General features: G+C 62.1%; 14 protein-coding genes. 5 read left to right on the top strand and 9 right to left on the bottom strand.

Annotated features, from left to right (window positions below):
- Positions 1-300 precede the first annotated feature (300 nt).
- The 5 genes from VER16_RS10050 to VER16_RS10030 form a co-directional block, all read right to left on the bottom strand.
- Positions 301-1,638, bottom strand: a complete 1,338-nt coding sequence (locus VER16_RS10050) for a type II restriction endonuclease (protein WP_324807836.1) — start codon at positions 1,636-1,638, stop codon at positions 301-303.
- Between the two features lie 18 nt (positions 1,639-1,656).
- Positions 1,657-2,088: a very short patch repair endonuclease gene (locus tag VER16_RS10045; RefSeq protein WP_324807715.1), complete on the bottom strand. Its 432-nt coding sequence runs from the start codon at positions 2,086-2,088 to the stop codon at positions 1,657-1,659.
- Between the two features lie 2 nt (positions 2,089-2,090).
- The gene (gene dcm, locus VER16_RS10040; RefSeq protein ID WP_324807713.1) at positions 2,091-3,341 is read right to left on the bottom strand and encodes a DNA (cytosine-5-)-methyltransferase; all 1,251 of its coding nucleotides are present in this window, start codon (positions 3,339-3,341) and stop codon (positions 2,091-2,093) included.
- A 266-nt stretch (positions 3,342-3,607) separates the two neighbouring features.
- Positions 3,608-4,363, bottom strand: a complete 756-nt coding sequence (locus VER16_RS10035) for a hypothetical protein (RefSeq protein ID WP_324807711.1) — start codon at positions 4,361-4,363, stop codon at positions 3,608-3,610.
- A 25-nt stretch (positions 4,364-4,388) separates the two neighbouring features.
- Entirely contained in the window at positions 4,389-4,757 is a 369-nt protein-coding gene (locus VER16_RS10030; RefSeq protein ID WP_324807709.1) for a hypothetical protein, read from the bottom strand.
- A gap of 628 nt (positions 4,758-5,385) precedes the next feature.
- On the opposite strand from VER16_RS10030, the gene VER16_RS10025 reads away from it, so the two are divergent.
- Positions 5,386-6,372, top strand: a complete 987-nt coding sequence (locus VER16_RS10025; RefSeq protein ID WP_324807707.1) for a restriction endonuclease — start codon at positions 5,386-5,388, stop codon at positions 6,370-6,372.
- A gap of 192 nt (positions 6,373-6,564) precedes the next feature.
- Here the strand turns inward: VER16_RS10025 and VER16_RS10020 are convergent, their stop codons facing one another.
- Positions 6,565-6,984: a hypothetical protein gene (locus VER16_RS10020; RefSeq protein WP_324807705.1), complete on the bottom strand. Its 420-nt coding sequence runs from the start codon at positions 6,982-6,984 to the stop codon at positions 6,565-6,567.
- Positions 6,985-7,703: 719 nt separating this feature from the next.
- On the opposite strand from VER16_RS10020, the gene VER16_RS10015 reads away from it, so the two are divergent.
- Both VER16_RS10015 and VER16_RS10010 read left to right on the top strand, forming a co-directional pair.
- Positions 7,704-8,342 (top strand): imm11 family protein, encoded by a 639-nt coding sequence (locus VER16_RS10015; RefSeq protein ID WP_324807703.1) that lies wholly within the window; start codon positions 7,704-7,706, stop codon positions 8,340-8,342.
- A gap of 38 nt (positions 8,343-8,380) precedes the next feature.
- Positions 8,381-10,894 carry an XVIPCD domain-containing protein gene (locus tag VER16_RS10010; RefSeq protein ID WP_324807702.1) on the top strand — a complete coding sequence of 838 codons (2,514 nt, stop codon included), beginning with the start codon at positions 8,381-8,383 and terminating at the stop codon, positions 10,892-10,894.
- A gap of 57 nt (positions 10,895-10,951) precedes the next feature.
- Here the strand turns inward: VER16_RS10010 and VER16_RS10005 are convergent, their stop codons facing one another.
- From VER16_RS10005 to VER16_RS09995, 3 genes are read right to left on the bottom strand one after another with little or no spacing between them, the layout of a single operon-like run.
- The gene (locus VER16_RS10005; RefSeq protein WP_324807701.1) at positions 10,952-12,376 is read right to left on the bottom strand and encodes a dihydrolipoyl dehydrogenase; all 1,425 of its coding nucleotides are present in this window, start codon (positions 12,374-12,376) and stop codon (positions 10,952-10,954) included.
- On the bottom strand, positions 12,373-13,758 hold the full coding sequence (locus VER16_RS10000; protein ID WP_324807700.1) for an NAD-dependent succinate-semialdehyde dehydrogenase: 1,386 nt from the start codon (positions 13,756-13,758) through the stop codon (positions 12,373-12,375). The genes VER16_RS10005 and VER16_RS10000 overlap by 4 nt, the downstream gene beginning before the upstream one ends.
- A 49-nt stretch (positions 13,759-13,807) precedes the next feature.
- Positions 13,808-14,569, bottom strand: a complete 762-nt coding sequence (locus VER16_RS09995; protein WP_324807699.1) for a hypothetical protein — start codon at positions 14,567-14,569, stop codon at positions 13,808-13,810.
- Positions 14,570-14,851: 282 nt separating this feature from the next.
- Here VER16_RS09995 and VER16_RS09990 point away from each other — a divergent pair, with 282 nt between their 5' ends.
- Both VER16_RS09990 and VER16_RS09985 read left to right on the top strand, forming a co-directional pair.
- Complete coding sequence (locus VER16_RS09990; RefSeq protein ID WP_324807697.1) at positions 14,852-15,994, top strand: YncE family protein; 1,143 nt, start codon at positions 14,852-14,854, stop codon at positions 15,992-15,994.
- A 156-nt stretch (positions 15,995-16,150) separates the two neighbouring features.
- The gene (locus VER16_RS09985; RefSeq protein ID WP_324807695.1) at positions 16,151-16,726 is read left to right on the top strand and encodes a hypothetical protein; all 576 of its coding nucleotides are present in this window, start codon (positions 16,151-16,153) and stop codon (positions 16,724-16,726) included.
- The last annotated feature ends 69 nt before the right edge of the window (positions 16,727-16,795 follow it).

Here is a 16,795-nt window from a genome sequence, read left to right as displayed (position 1 = left end):
TAGGAATTGAAGATCACGTTGGATGGAATCGGAGCCATTTACTTGTGGTTTGGTCTACCCCAAGCCTGTTGCCGCCTTGGTCGTGGAGGCTGCTTAAACTCTAAGTAAGCACCGGCTCTATACCGCAGGAAGCGGGAGGGGCGGTTCTCGCCACGGCCATCCGCGCTGTAGCAAGCAGCTGGGGAACAACAAACTTGTGCTTCGCTGGGACAGGGTTGGGGATGTCCCCATCTCTCCCTAGGTTGGTGGCTGGAAGTCTTGCCGCTGGAAGAGCTTTTGAAGGTTAGATGGTGCCAGGTTTCAAACGGAAAGAAGCAGTGTCGGCCGCTTGTGAGCCAGTTCTTCGTCAAAGAAATCGCGGAAGGAAATCACGTTCTTGTCGTGGTAATAGAGGGACTCATTGGTCTTCATCTTCAACGACTCCGGAACCACCAGCGTGATCTCTGCCTTCTGTAGATCTGCAAGTGCTTCCTTCGAAACCCGGTCATCCACTGTAGCCAGGAAGATTGCGCAGTTGAAGCGTTCGTGGGTGATCTGCTTCCATCGCTCGCGTAGAGTCGTCTTGGCCGAAAGAATGGCTGCGTCTTCGTATCGCCGTTGCGTGTCCAAGGCCACCGTTGCTTGGTCAGGAAGGACGAAGTCCGGGCGTCGCTGGCCGAGAATTGCCTGCGCCTCGAACCTGACTCCGCCGGCCTTCAACATGGCGGCCAAGTGGGCCTCAAACGACTTTCCAGCGCGGCTCTTCCGCTGTTGGCTCGCAGATAGAAATATTGAATTCAAGGCCGCGAACCCACGTACAGCCGCAGTCGCAGACCGGTCATGCTGGGCTAGAACTCTGGCGACTTCTACTGCCCTCATACGAAGCTCATGTCGGCGGTAGATTGAGAACTCGATGTCCCTACTCACGCGCATGAGCGCGTCACCAGGCTTCTTGATATCCCATGGATTGAACGTCTTGCACCTTAGGGGTCTAAGGAAGTCCAACCGTGCCTCATCGGCAAGCGCAAGCGGATCAGGGAGTTTCGAGTACTTTGCAACGAGCGTCTCGATCGTGCCAGCTCTGATCGCGGCATCGATCTCGCTGATCAGCTCCGCAGCCTCATCGGACTCGATGGCTGAGGCGCGCTTGAACTTCGATGGATCGAGAAGCTCGAAGTGGAAGTTCGCTTGGATGTCGAGGCGACTTTCAAGCATTTCCGCTTCCGCAGAAGCTGAGTCGATCACCATGAACCAGTGATGCGCATCCCCTTCGGGCTCTTCAAGCGTCCCGCCAAGCAGCCATGATGCGGGGTTGAGGCCAGAAAAAAGCTCTGCGGGAATCCTAGTGAAATGGCATTCAGAGCCCTTATTGCTGTAGTACTTGATTCCTGAGTCGCTCCTGACCTCCCCGGTCTGGGGCCAGAATGATGGGCAGTCAGCTTCCAAGATATGCGGGATGTCTTCCCGGGCATGAAGCTTGGGAAAGAAGTCTGACTCGCGTACGGCGCGGGGCACATAGAAGCCATACTGATGGCCGCCACCCTCATTTGCCCACGATGCATCATTGCGCGAGAGCTTTTTCAGAAAGAGCTTGCCGCTGCGACTGACAAAAGACTCCATCAGCGACCACTGGTCTGAACTCTGCTCCAGAAAATCCATCTCCACGTTAGTTCTTCCTCAATGCGCTGTTTGACGTAGGGTCTCGGCCAAGTGATCCAGAAATGAAGCCTGCTCAATGGCTGTCTTGCCGCGTAGTGAGCATTCCCATACGGTCAGTACCCGCCAGCCCATGGCTTCAAGCTCGGCGGTAACGCGCAGATCCCGGGCTCTGTTCTTGCCAATCTTATCTGCCCAGAACTCCGGGCGCGTCTTCGGCAGTCGGTACAGCGGGCAATTATGGCCATGCCAGAAGCACCCATGCACGAACACTACAGTCCGATACTTCGGTAGCACGATATCCGGCCTGCCGGGCAGCTTTGCACCACCCAGCCGATACCTCAGCCCCCGGGCATGAAGGCCCTTGCGAACAAGGACCTCCAGCTTGGTATTCGAACCGCGGATCCGCGACATCTGCGCGGATCGCTGTTCCGGCGTGAGGCTGTCTGCCAAGGTCAGGCCTTGGCCTTCTTCTTCGCCGGCTTGGTCGGCTCAGAAGCGGCTTCCTGGACCAGATGGGGCACCATGATGCGTGCCACCTCTCCGATCACCGGGACGACCACGGAGTTGCCGAACTGCTTGTAGGCGCGGGTGTCCGAAACCGGGATCCGGAAATTGTCATCGAACCCCATCAGGCGCGCACATTCGCGGGGCGTCAGTCTGCGGGGATTCTTCTTCGCACCCTGAGAGATGAGAATTTCCGAGCCGTCCTTGTAATAGCGCGCAGACAGCGTACGGCAGGTACTTTCGGGGGTCACCAGGCCGAAGCCGAAGCCATTACCCTTGTCGCGGTGCTTGGCGGCATAGTTCTGCAGGTACTCCCACAGCTTGTCCGAGAGCGTGTACTTGTCCAGTACCTTGCCCTTTGTGCCACCAATATAGGGCTGGTCCTCGCCCTCGCTGCCATCCTGCTTGTGCAGGACCGAGCGCATACGGGGCGAGATGCCGAAGTCAGGAAGCTGCAGATCGTCCCAGGTAAAGGCGGTCTCTTCGCGGAAGCCCACGATGATGATGCGCTCGCGGTGCTGGGGCCCGAAGTGCTTGCCGTTGATGACCTTGGCATGCACGTGGTAGCCCAGCTCGTTCTTCAGAACGTCCATGATGGTCGAGAAGGTTCGACCCTTGTCGTGGCTCATCAGGTTCTTCACGTTCTCCAGCAGGAAAGCGCGAGGACGTTTGGCATCGATGATGCGTGCCACGTCAAAGAACAGCGTGCCTTGGGTTTTGTCCGAGAAGCCGTGCGGACGGCCGAGGGAGTTCTTCTTGGACACACCCGCGATCGAGAACGGCTGGCACGGAAAGCCTGCCAGCAGCACGTCGTGATCCGGCACGTCGCTCTCATGGACCTTGGTGATGTCCGACGCGAAGACGTGATCGGGACCGTCGTGGAAGTTGGCCTTGTAGGTCTTGACCGCGTAAGGGTCCCACTCGCTCGTGAATACGCACCGGCCTCCCTGCTTCTCGAAGGCCGTACGGATGCCGCCGATGCCAGCGAACAGGTCTATAAACCGGAACTTGCCCTCGCCCGAAGGCGGCTCGCCAAAGGGCAGCAGGCGCTGGCGAATGGCGTCTGCAATGTAAGGCTTGGGCTCGGTCTCACGCAGCTGCCAGCGACGGACCGTCTTCGGATCAACTCCCAGTGCCTGGGCGACCTCCTTGGGGCTGAAGCGCTGGAGGGAGAGGTCGATCAGTTCGTACGCGTTCATGGGTGCTCCGGGAATTCGGGGGACAGTATGTCCAATTTCTTCCCGTGGGAGAAGTGGGGCAATCGGAATTCACCTCGGGGCGGCGTAGGACTGGGCCGGTGCGACCCTTCGGGCTCTTTGCGACGCGAGTGACGGGATCGTTTCAGACTCCCATCGCAGATCCTGCGACCAGAAAATTTTCAAGACCCCCATGGCAAGCGCAGCAGTGCGGCGGTCTGCTCTGCAATGTGAACCCGTTCGCCATGAGTGGCGACCTTTGCATCCGGTTAACGAACAGTCCGATGCCCACGTAACAGCTCGCGACTGGTCGCCTCCATACGCTGCCAATCCATCAGCAAGACCCGCGCGTAGCGCATCTCCATACCTGTCCAGTGCTCCGCATCCAACGCGGAATGCCAACACATCGCCACCCGATCCCCACTCCCTCGCACCAGCCTCCCACCCTCCAACATCACCCCATCAACCGTGTACTCCCACGGGTCACAGCTGATGAACGTCGTCACCCGCCCATCCCCATCCCGCACCACATACCAATCCGGCGCCGTCTCCAGCACATCCCGCCCCACACGCTCCCGATCCACCGCATACGGCGTCAGCCCCCAACGCGTCGGCAGCGCAACACGCCCGGTCAGATCCGGCGCCAGATAATCAGCAGCGCGCCCACTCCCCAAATACCGCAGCTCAATCGACACCTCCCGGTACCCATCCTCCTCCGACCGCAACGGGTAATTCCCCGGCGGCGCAGCCCGCAGCGCCGGCCACATCACCGTCAGCACCACCCCGCCACCCGCAAACGGCCCGATCTGGTTGAAGTACAGATTGGCCGGAAACTGGAAACGATGGGGCCCCACGCTCGCCTCCACCGGCTGCGTCGTATAGGTGCGGCCTTCCACCGTGCGCAGGCGGTGCACGTCCTTGAACAGGTCAGCGACGTAGTCATCCTCGCGGTCTGATGGCGCGCGCACGCAGGCGGTGGCCGTCCCCACGGCCACCAACGCTGCGCAGACCCACCGGTACGCCATTACGCTCCTCATCGCGTGCACCAACCTACCGCTGCCCCTGCACCCGTTCGGTCGCCATCAACGTCAGCGACAACACCGCCTGCAGCAGCCCCTCCATCTGCCGCTCGCCCAGGTGTTCCTGCGGCCCGCCGTTCTGCCGCGTGCACTCGCAGGCCAGGGCGATTTCCGCAACCGATCGCAAGCCGATGAGTGCGCAATCGGCGTCGGCCATCTGCAGGCGGCGGCCGGGGCCGAGGTTGCGCTCGGGCCAGGGCTGCCCATCGGACGCGGCACCCGCGCCGATCCGCTGCAGGGTGGCGACAAACCCGTTGGGATCGGGCGCGTGCTCGTCCTCGTGATCGCCATTGGCCGGATCGTGCGGGATGTTCAAACCGGGGATTTTCGTTGCGCTCATGGCAGTGCTCCGTGCAGGAAAACAGCAGAGCCACCCATAGAGGTGGCGGACGGTGCGTGGCTCGAAAACCGGGCGATAGTCAATCCGGCGGACCCGAAGGTCCCCACGCACCGCCCGCCATGGAACGCGAACGGATTGCCAGCCGGCGCCACACAGAGGTGACGCCGGCTGACAAGCGCAAACACATTGACTTTCGCTCGGGTTTTCGACGCCCGCGCCACCTCGTGTCAGGTGGCCTGCAAAGGTGTACTCGCACGAAAGCGAGATGCCAAGAAACCGCAGCCCTGCAAGGCTGCAAGTGTTGACGCTTACGGCATTGTTGCACGCGCGGCGCAGCGCGAATGCTTTGCGGTGCAATGGTTTCGGGCGGTGTTAAGCAACGGCCCGAACACGCCTGCAAATGCGCGCTTTACGAGGAATTGCAGATCCAAAAGCGACAGCACTTTGAGCGCGCATCCGAAGAAAACAGGCCGAAAGCGTCATGTGCTTGACGGTGCGGCAGCCACCGCAGGCCCAGCGGGGCCTCCCCTGGGCTTCCTGCCAAGGGCAATGGAAGCCTCGACAGAGCGCCGCCAACCTCGGCACATATGCTTCAATCGACTTTCTCATCAGCCAGGGAATGCAGCACGTGACCAAAGCTTATGTACTCAGAATCGCGGCGGCCAGCGACCGTGATCTGCCGGAATGTGTAGGGAATGGATTCGCACTGATTGGGTGGCCTGATGCAACCGGGCTGGCCAGAACAAATGACTGGGAAGCATTTCGGGACATCGTTCATGAGAGCTACTTTCCGTCCGAACCGAATCGTCGGAAAGCGGGTGCTGCTGCGGGCCACCTTTTCAGGTTCATTCACCAGATGGCGATCGATGATCTGCTCGTCGTACCCGCCCCCAACAAGCAGTTCTACGTTGCACGGGTAGCAGGCCAGGCTCTGGAAGTAGGGCAGGGCGATGTTGGTTACAGACGCGACGTTGAGTGGCTCAATGCCGGCCGGCCCATCGAACGTCAGCTCGCGAAGGCAGCGCTGCAGTCGCGGATGAAGGTGTATGGCACAACGGCCGATGCCAGCGATCTTGTAGAAGAGATCCACGATGCGCTCAGCCTGGCAGGAAGCCTTGAGCCAGGGCAGGTGCCTGCCTTCGAGCTGGATGTCCGAAAGGAGATCCTGGCCGGAATACTCAAGCAGCTTCGCAGCGGAAGGATCGACCCCTACAAGTTCGAGAAGTTCGTACAGATCGTCATTGCCAGCATGGGCGCCAGTGCATCCATTACCGCGCGATCATTGGATGAAGGTGATGACATCGTGGCAACGCTTCATCCGCTGGCAGGCATGTTCGAGATGAAGCTTGTTGTTCAAGTGAAGCACTACACCTCGACAGAACGCGAACTGCAGCCCGATGTGGTGGATGAACTGCTTAGGGGCATGGATAAGCACTCTGCCAAACTGGGGGCCGTAGTGACTGCTGGAACCATATCCACCGCCACACAAAAAGAAGCGAGTAAACAGGCGAACTATGAAAACACCATTGTCCTGATTGATGGCGATCAGTTGAGTGAGCTGTACCTGGATTGGTGCCTGGTAAAGGGCGGGGCGGTGGCAAGAAATCTGATCTAGCCACTTCGATTGGCGCGAAGATTCACTAACCGGGCGTTGCACGTTGTGCGGGTGGGTAGGACCGAAACAGATTGGGTGGCCGCCCCAGCGCGGCCCCCACGTAATCCACCTGTGTGCTGCCATCGGCTGTGTCGTTGCCGCTCCAACGCACGCGCGCGCCTTCGGCACTATGGGCTGTGGCGTGAGGGGCTCTCAAGATGGCTCTGCATTCGACCTTCGGCTCACGACATAGAACGTCAGTCCACTCGCGACCCCGCCCCATAAAGGTGTTACGAAAAGGATGCTCATCAGAAATATCGATAGCAGCAACTGCCCTACCAGGGAAGCGTTGAGGGCAGAGAATCTTTCATGCTCAGCGAGCGCGACAACTACTTGCGCCAGGATTCCTGCCAATGTGCCCACAATCAAGCCCTTGCTCGCACAGCTCAACACAGTCTTTCCATGATGAGGCTTCAACAGCAACCCGAAGCAGATAAGCCCTGCGGAGTACAGCCATGAGAATCCGCCCGCAGAATCGAATTGATAGATGTCCCAGATAAATCCTGGAATAGCCACGGACATGAAAATTGAAACAGCCGCGCAGGACAGGGCATAACAAAGTGCGTCTTTCATGATGTCACCTCTTAGGAGGGTAGATCCTAACTTCCACCCCGGGCAGCCTTGGAAGATGTTTGCCTAAGCGAGCCGGGATGAATTCTATTCCGGGAATGTTGAATGGGCCAACTCCATTGATTGCAGAAGGTGTCTGGATGGCACAGAATCTACCGATGGCCCTCCCAACTGCTCCGCGTACGCCGCGTCGCGCGTTTCAGATCGGCATAGCAGCCCAGCAGGTAGTTGGTGGCAAACAGGCTCAGCAGGGCTGGGACGGAACTCCAAACCCGTGAGGAAATTCACAGGATTCTGATTGCCCGCCACCGCGGACCAGCGTAGAACTTACGGCAACGGAAGCATCACACCCACAGCGAGGGAGCGCCATGACGGCCAATGAAGACAACGATGGGCTGTTTGACCTGCAGCTGATCATCGATGCCACGATCTTTTCGCAGAGCGGTCAAGCGGTCAAACGGCCTTTGGTTCTATGATGTCGCCGCAGATGAGAGATGGCAAAGAGCATCCATGTACAGCGTCAGGTAGTTTGCGTTGGCATGATTTAGCCAGGATGCGCGTCGAGTTTTTCCACGGCAGGCGCTTGAGGGCAGGTCCGTCGCAGTAAGCGTAGATCAGAGTTGTGATCAAGAACCCATATAGCGAGCTGGTAGCTTGATCGAGGTGGAAGGAGGGGTAAGCTCTTCTTCCAAAACCCTTGGCTGGATTGATCGGAAAAGAGCATGGAATCGACTTCAGAAAAGGTACCCCGCCGCGGGGAATTCTTCATCCTCGAAGCAGGTACAGTCAGCGGTCCACGCTGTGGCGTCGCCTTCACTAACCTTGACCGTCTCCTTTCACCGCCCCGACTGATTTTGCTGCCTGAAGAGGGAGGGATTCCGCCATTGCGAGAGGTCCCTCGCTTGACGTTTGACCCGAGCGACGGCCCGCCTCCGAAGGATCTGGAGCCGGGATTCAGCGGATACTGGCTGGTTTCGAAGCGGCTCCATGACGTCATGACGTCTATCGATTCCAGTGCCTTCGCCTTTACAGAGGTTGATTACCTGATAGAAGACGGGATCAAGGGCGAGGCGCGCTATCTCTGCACTGTTGTTTCGGTAGTGGACGCGCTTGATGAAGACGCATCTACTCTGCTGATAGATACGTCTGAAGAATTCATCAATGGAAAGTTCTACGACCTGAGTGGGGGTGCCAGCGTCACGTTTGCTCGTGGCAAGCTGGGGGCAGCCCATGTGTTCAGGACTCCCTACACCGGAACTGTGTTCTGCGATCTGGCCTTCCGGGAAGCAGTTGCTGCGGCTGGCATGGCCGTTGACAGCGATGCTGATGGCCTGTGGTTCATTGATGCCTCGGATATCTAGCTGGCGAGAAGCCGAACAGCAGGAAGGAACCCTGACAGATGCCTCGCAATGGACCGATTTTTCAGGATCACCATGCCATTGAACAGCGCACTTTGGAGCGTAGTCCTCTGCTCAAGGCGCTGGCCGATTCAGGGCACTTTGATATTCATGCACCCGAAAACCGAATCTTGCTGCCGGCCGATCCCGCCTTCGCCCAGACACTAGGTGTCACGCCGCACAGCGGCGGCCCGATTGCGGACTATCAGATTGGCCTGCAGCAACGCTTGAGGCGTTTGGAGCAGACCCCTGACGGGGCAAACGCCCTCAACGGGGATCCGTTGGCGTTGCAGCGGATCACCGGCCGGGTTGAGGCGCTGCGGGACAACGTTCGAGTTGGTCTGATCAATGGTGACCTGTACACAAATGCCCCTCACGGTCTCAAGTCCAATGACATTCGGCCACAGGTTCAGAGCTTCTTCTTCAATGAGGCGGCATACGGCCAGATTCATGCACCGCAACTTCAGCAGCTGAAGGGCTTTACACCGCTCGACAATGGTTGGGCTGCTGTCACGCACCAAGAGCAGCGTGTCGTCACCACCGTTCAGCACGCTCAGACTATTTCCAACCCGCTAACGCGTGGAGGAGACGGTGAGCTGCAGAGGCAGGGCCTCTCTCAGGCGATCTCGAACGCCTATCAGAGCGGACGTCTGACCATGACGCCGCGCGGTATCGCGATTGTGGAAAATTCTCTGGGGGTCGAAGCAGCAAAGCCACTGCGTGTCCCGCGAGCCCAAGGCTTCGCAACCATGGACCTCCTCATAGGCGAAGCCTCCGCCAGCCAACTGGTCCGTTCCGGTGGCCTGCTCGCCTCCGGCGCAGATGCCATCCTCACCACGCGCCGCATCTCCGAGCACCTGCAGCAGGGCAACGGCACGGCCGCACAATCCGAATTCAACCACGCACTGGCACGCAGTGGCGGTGGCTGGCTTGGCGGCATGGCCACCGCGTCGGTCATCGGTACGTCCAGCTTCGTGCCAGCGGCAGTGGTCGCCGCCGATGCGTTGTTCATGAGCAAGGCCTTCGACAAGGGGGCCGACCTGCTCGACAACCGCGCGGTGTATCACCAGGAAGCTGCCGGCGCGCAGTGGAAATTCAATGGGCTCAACTGGCAGCGCCAGGCAAAGATGCAGGATTCGTCTGCTGGCGTGGGGGAGACTACCGAACACAGTGTCGGCGCCAACTATGAAACGGCACGCGAGCTGGGCGCCAAGGCGAGCGTCAAAGCGGTGGAGCTTGCACTGAAGGATGCGCCCGCACCGCAGAATCCGTTCAGCCTGCCTGCGGCTGCGCATGAAAGCAGTGGGTTTGGCAACCCGAACTGGCAGCGTGACCCGCAGACCGAACAGTGGACCCGGCAGGTCAAGACGGGGGTGACCGGAGCGAACGACCGCGGTCTCTATGAAACGCAGATCGCCACGCCAGAGCGCGCTGTGGAACTGAACCAGCAGGCCGTGCAGCGCATTGCGGACAACATCGCCCATGGCAAGGCGGCGATTGCAGCGAGCTACCTGGAAAACCGCGCCGCGACCCGCGCGAGCGATTTCGTGCCGGTGGTGCCCGATGCGGTGGAAGCGGCGCGTGCCCGGCCGGATGCCATTCTTGGTTCGGACAACGTGCGCTACCAGCGCGACGGTGCCGGAAACTGGTCGCACGAGGGCCGGGCGGCACAGGGCAACATGGCCTTGGAGCTGGAGGCGACGCGTACGATCCAGCAGCCATCGATTGATGTGCTCGACCAGGCCATTGCTGCGCTGGAGGCGCGCCCGGCGCCTACCCATGCAGAAATGAACCAGAACGAGGTGCGCCACACCTACGCGGCTGCGGGCATCACGCCTTCGCCGCAATGGATGGAGGCCATCGAGCTGGCCACGGCGCGTACGCGCGCGCAGCACGGCATCACTGGTCCGACGATGCAGCAGCTTGCACCGCCGACCGAAGGCAACGCGGGCGAGTCGCGCGCTATTACCCACTACCAGGTGGATGCCGATGGTGTTGCCCGCCCGGTGGCGACGACAACCACCGAGGAACTGCGGGCGGCGTGGCAGGAGGTGCGTGCGCTCGCTGCGGGGACGGCCCTGCAGCCCGGTGCTCAGCGGGCTGATCCTCTGCAGCCTGGGGGTGCCGACTACGCACTCCATCAACAGATACGCGCGGGTGTTGCTGCGCTGGACGCGCAGCATGGGCGGGCGGCGGATGCGGTGAGCGACAGAATGACCGCCAGCCTGCTGGTGCTGGCGAAGGAGAACGACCTGTCCCGCGTGGACCAGGTGGTGCTGAGCGCCGCTACCGGCCATCAGCCGGCCGGACACACGGTGTTTCTGATAAAGGGCGATCTGAGTAGTCCTCCGTTCACCCTGGCCACCATGACCACCGACCGCGCCGTGGCGACGCCGGTGGAGGTGTCGATGCAGCGCTACCAGCAGATGAACCAGGAGGCGCAGCAGCAGAGTGCTGCGCGGCAGGTGGAACAGCAGGCGCAGGACGGACGGGTGCAGGGGATGGGCAGGGAATAGCCCCATGGCGCCGGGCAGAACGCAGCGTGGCCACTGGCGATGATGTGGCGAAGCGCTTCACCCCCCGGAAGGCGCCCCCGCATCATGGTCCGCCGGCAGCGCAATCGGCGTTGCCGCGCAGATGCTGCGTAGGGCCTGCTTCAAGCCTTCTTCCATGGTGGGGTGGTAGAACGGCAGCTCCAACAGCCGGCTCGCGGTGCAGCCGGTTTCCACCGCCCAGGCCAGCAGGTGCGCCAGGTGCTCGCCTGCGGGCACCACCAGGTCGGCGCCAATCAGCGTTCCCTCGGGGGCTGCTGCGTACAAGGTCAGGGTGCCTTCATTGACACCTTCCACGCGTGCGCGGCCCTGGTCGTCAAAATCGGCGGTGCCCGTCACCGCCGCCTCATCTTCAGACTGGCCGATGCTGGCAACCGGTGGGTCGGTGAAGGTGATGCTGAGTGGTACGTGGCGCTTCACCGTGATTTCCGCAGGCAGGGCGGTCGCATTGCGCCCGGCAATGGCGCCATCGCTGGAAGCTTCGTGCAGCAGGGGCAGATCGGCGGCGGCGTCGCCGGCCAGAAATATGGCGCTGTCGCCGCAGCGCATGGTCTGGCGGTCGTGGCAGGGTACGCCGTGCTTGTCCAGCTTCAGCTTTGCCTTGCCCAGCCCCAGCCCCAGCCCTTCCAGATTGGGTGGCCGCCCCAGCGCGGCCACCACGTAATCCACCTGTGCGCTGCCATCGGCGCCCTGCTTACTGCTCCAGCGCACGCGCACGCCGTCGGCATTCCGTTCGGGGTGTACGTCCACGCCCAGATGAACCTTCATGTCGCGCTTCAGCATGGCCAACAGGGCGCGGTGCACACGCGGGCACCGGATCTTGGCCAGCGTTGTTTCCTTGCCCAGCAGGGTGACCTGCACGCCCAGCCGGGCCAGGGCCTGGGCAAATTCCAGCCCCAGCGAACCGGTGCCCACCACGGCCACGCGCGTGGGAAGCTGCTTGAGTTCAAACAGGCTTTCGTTGGTCAGCACCCGGTCGCCCAGTGCTTTGAACGGTGGCGGCAGGGCAGGCGATGAACCGGTGGCAATGACGATGGCGCGTGCTTCGATGCGTGGGCCGTCATCCAGTTCCAGCGTGGTCGGCCCGGCAAACCGCGCGCGGCCTGTCACGCGCGTGGCCGGGTCGAGTGCTTTGATCTGCTGGCGGGTGAGGGCGGCAAACCGGTCGCGTTCATCGCGCACGCGCTGCATCACCGCTGCGCCATCCACCTGCAGGCCATCCACCCGGATGCCGAACAGATCTGAGCGGCGTATGCGCTCGGCCTGCTTCGCAGCGGCGATCAACAGCTTGGATGGCATGCAGCCGACATTGGCACACGTGGTGCCGTTGAAGTGCGGGTCGATGAGCAGAGTGGAGGCGCCGTTGCGGCGTGCAGCTCGCTCTGCCGCCAGGCCCGCCGTGCCGGCACCGATGACGGCTACATCGCAGTGCAGGGGCGTACTCATGGGGCCGCCGGCAGCGTGATCGACTTGATGTTGACGAATTCCTTCAGGCCCTCGGGGCCGTGCTCACGCCCGTAGCCGGAAGCCTTCACGCCGCCGAAGGGCAGGGTGGGGCCGGCCACGTTGAAGCCGTTGATGCACACCATGCCGGTGTCGAAGTAGGTGGTGGCCAGTTCACGGGCGCGCTTCACATCGCGGCTGAAGATGCCGCCACCCAGGCCGTAGCGGCTGTCGTTGGCGATGCGCATGGCGTCATCATCGTCCTTGGCTTTGATGATGGCTGCGGCGGGGCCGAACAGCTCGTCTTCGTAGGCGACCTGGCCCGGCGCAACATCGGCCAGCACCGTGGCCGGGTAGAACCAGCCGGTCTTGTCCGGCACTTCGCCACCCACCACCAACCGCGCGCCCTGGGCAACGCTCTTGCTGACCTGGTCGTGCAGGGTGTCACGCTGTGCCTTGGATACCATCGGGCCCAGCTGGGTGCTTGAATCGTTGGGGTCGCCCATGCGGATCTGCGCGAACTGCTTGGCGTAGGCGTCCACGAAGGCGTCGTAGTTCTTTTCGGTCACGATGAAGCGCTTGGCGTTGACGCAGGTCTGGCCATTGTTGAACAGGCGGCCCTTCACGCAGGTCTTGACCGCAAGGTCCAGGTCGGCATCGTCCAGCACCAGATAGGCATCGTTGGAGCCGAGTTCGAGCATGGTCTTCTTCAGCGCCTTGCCGGCTTTCTCGGCGACGGTGCGCCCGGCCTTTTCGCTGCCGGTGAGGGTGACCGCGCGCACCAGGTCGTGATCGATGATGGCATCGGACTGGTCATGGCTGATGAGCAGCACGCCAAACAGGCCCTTGGGCAGCCCGGCGTCCTCGTACAGGTCGCGCAGGAACAGGCCACTGCCGGTGCAGCTTTCGGCATGCTTGAGCAGCACGCCGTTGCCGGCCATGAGGCTGGCAATGGAATAACGCACGGCCTGGTAGGCCGGGAAGTTCCACGGCTGGATGCCGTACACCACGCCGATGGGCTGGTGGGTGACGATGCCGGTGCCACTGGCGGAGGGGCGCTCTTCGTCGGCCAGTACCTTCGGGCCCTGCTCGGCGGTGTACTTGCAGATGGCCACGCACAGATCCACTTCGCTGCGGCTGTCAGCGATCAGCTTGCCCACTTCGTTGGTCATCAGCTGCGCAAAGGCTTCCTTCTTTTCTTCCAGCTTTCGCGCAATGGCGGCCACCACCGCGGCGCGTTCTTCCAGGCTGCGCAGGCGCCACTGCAGGAAGGCTTCATGGCTGGCCTTCACGGTAGCTGCTGCCTGGGCGTCGGACATGTAGGCATAGGAGTCCAGCACCTGTTCGGTAAGCGGGTTGATGGTCGTGAGCGATTGCTGGGTCATGGTCAGGTACACCTTGTTCTGGGGAGGGGAGAGTGTGGGAAGCGGCGCGTCAGCCGTAGCGGCGGCGATGGCGGTGCAGCGCGCCCTGCAGGCTGTTGAGGGCCTTGAGCATTTCGTCGCGCCAGCCGTTGGTGGGCAGCTCGCGCACGGCCGAGTGAGCGGCGCAGACAAACGGGGTGCCCGCCCAGCGCTCGGCCAATGCGCGTGCCCAGCGGTCAAACGCATCGGCGGCACCGGCGCGCGGCTGCAGCGCACGCGGCAGCGTGGGGTGGAACTTCAAGCGCGATTGCGGCAGCCATTTGCCCAGTGCCCCGGGTGCGGCCAACACGTTGAGGGTGTCATCGACATGGACGATGCCGCTGCGGCGGTGGCGGACCAGCACCGAGCTGGCGTGCACGCTTTCATTGTGTGGCACCAGATCGAGGCCGGCGGGAAGCGAGAAATCCAGGTCATCGGCAAAGTCGGCCTGGGTGGCTTCGTCTTCGATGACGTGCGGGTCCCACGGCAGGTGCGGCGCGCGCTGCTGGTGACGGCGGGTGCCGATGAGGCGTGCAGCGGGCAGCAGCTGGTGCAGGGGCTCGCAGTGCAGGGTATGGAACGGGTGCACGTTGATGATGGCATCCACCAGCGTGCCCCCGGCGGTAAGGCCCAACAGGGCCTGGCGCTGGGTCTCGCTGGGGGTGTAGCTGTCCAGCACGAGAAAGCGGCCATTGCTGCGGCGTACGACTGACAGCTGCGTACCCAGGTTGAGCAGGCCGGCCACCTTGAAGGTGCCGCGCAGGTTCCAGAAATCGTGGGCGAGTTGCTGCATCAGGATCAGATGGCGCGGCCATGGCGGCCGCCGCTGGCGTCTGGGTGGGGGCTTTCGATCCTGCGCAGAGCGCGATTCCAACGGTGTGAACGCCGGTGATGGGGATGTCAGCGGCGGTACGGGCAGCCGCCACGCACCTGTGGGCGGACGGCACGGCCCCCACCTGCTACCATGCCCCCGCTACCCAGCCAGCCCACCCCGCGCAGACAGATGCAGGGCGGGCCGTCGCAGTACGGCCCAGCGAGCCAGGACACCCTCCCGTGCCCTTTCAAGGATGCTCGCATGACCCGTCTTTCCCTTTTCCGTTCGGCCGCCCTGGCCGTTGCCATCTCGCTCAGCGTCGGTGCCCCGGCGGCGTTTGCCGATAACGCGACCGCGGCAACCGCCGCCAGCACGGCCGTGCAGTGCCAGGCCATCGCGCAGGGCCTGTACGAGCTGGCCTACAGCCCCACCCAGAACGCCGTGTTCGTGGCCTCGTCCGGTGGCTTCGGTGACAACGCCGGCCCGTCCCAGGTGCTGCGCCTGAACCCGACCACCCTGGCGGTGGAAACCCGCATCCCGCTGGAGCGCAAGGGCTTCGGCGTGGTGCTGGACGATGCCCACAACCGCCTGTACGTGGGCAACACCGTGGACACCTCGGTGACCGTGGTCGACACCGCGCAGAACAAGGCCATCGGCACCGTGCAGCTGATGGAAAAGAAAGTGGGCAAGGACGGCAAGGCTGCCTACACCCATGACCTGCGCGAGCTGGTGGTCGACAGCGCCGCCAACCGCCTGTACGTCACCGGTCATTCCGGCGAAGGCAGCGTGCTGTTCGTGGTGGACACCACCACGCTGAAGCTGATCGACACCATTCCGGGCCTGGGCAAGGCCAAGGCGCCGGGCCTGGCGCTGGATGCGGCCAACAAGCGCGTCTACACCAGCAACCTGCTGGCCGACCTGGTGGTGGTGGGCACCGATGCGAAGAAGGTGGTGGCCCAGCACAAGATCGCCGCCGAGCAGCCGATGAACATCGCGCTGGACCCGGACGGCAAGCGCCTGTTCGTGACCGACCAGGGTTCGGAGATGATCCGCAACTACATGACCAAGAGCAGCGAGGGCTTCACCAGCAAGCACCCGGGCCAGCGCGTGCTGGTGCTCGACCGCAGCACCGGCAAGGAACTGGCGAGCATCCCCACCGATGCCGGCCCGCTGGGCATCCTGCTGGATGCACCGCGCAAGCGCCTGTATGTGACCAACCGCGAAGCCGGCACCGTGACCGCCTATGACAGCGCCAGCTACAAGAAGGTGGCCAGCTATGCGGTGCCGACGCACCCGAACAGCCTGGCACTGGATGCGAAGAACAACGTGTTGTTCGTGAGCATCAAGAACGGCGAAAAGGATGCCAAGGGCGCCGAAGAGAGCGTGGCCCGCATCCAGCTGTAAAGCGATGACGCTTTTGGCTTGGTAGCGCCGAGCCATGCTCGGCGGCGTTCCGCGCGAAAAGGCAGGGCACAGGCCCTGCCTTTTTCTTTGCCCGGTTGCAGTGACCCCAACCGACCGCTACGTTTGAAGCCCGTTGGGAGCCCAAGGGTCATCACAATGTGGGGTAATCACCGCTGGCTGCGCACCGGCCTGTTCATCATGCTGCTCGGTGGCCTGGGGGCCTGCAGCGAGCGTCTTCCGGATGCGCCGGAGCCGCTGGATATGGTCAAACCCATCGACATTGCCGCATCCGCCCAAACGGTACGGTTCGAATTCGAGACGAGTGTCCGCAACTTCCATCCGGGGCGAACCTATGCGCTGGAGCTTGAGGTGCAGCGACATGGATCGCAATCTGCAAGTGAGCCGGACATGGACGGTGTTCATATTCCCTTCGAAGTGTCCCTCCAGCGCTGGGTGGCAGGTGCTTGGCAGGACGTGGCGACTTCTGACCGATACCAGGCCATGGCACGGAGCAATGGGGCGACGCTTCCCGAATGGCATTCATCGGCCGACTGGCGCTACGCGTCGCAGATATCGATGAATGCCACGCGATACAGATTCGGCATAGTCACGCTTCCGTTGGAAACGGACGCTCGCTACCGTCTGGATGTGGGTACGGTACAACCGGAGCCGGTGCTGCAGCATTACCCCACGCAGCTGCGGATACACGCTGATCCTCTCTCTGGGAAGTAGTTTTCCCACAGCTGGAAGGAATTGAAGGAGAGTTCTTATGGATAAGCCGCGCTACACCGTAGCAATTGT

It is taken from the genome of Stenotrophomonas sp., from assembly GCF_035634915.1.
Lineage (GTDB): Bacteria > Pseudomonadota > Gammaproteobacteria > Xanthomonadales > Xanthomonadaceae > Stenotrophomonas.
This window is presented reverse-complemented; position numbering and strand designations above follow the sequence as displayed.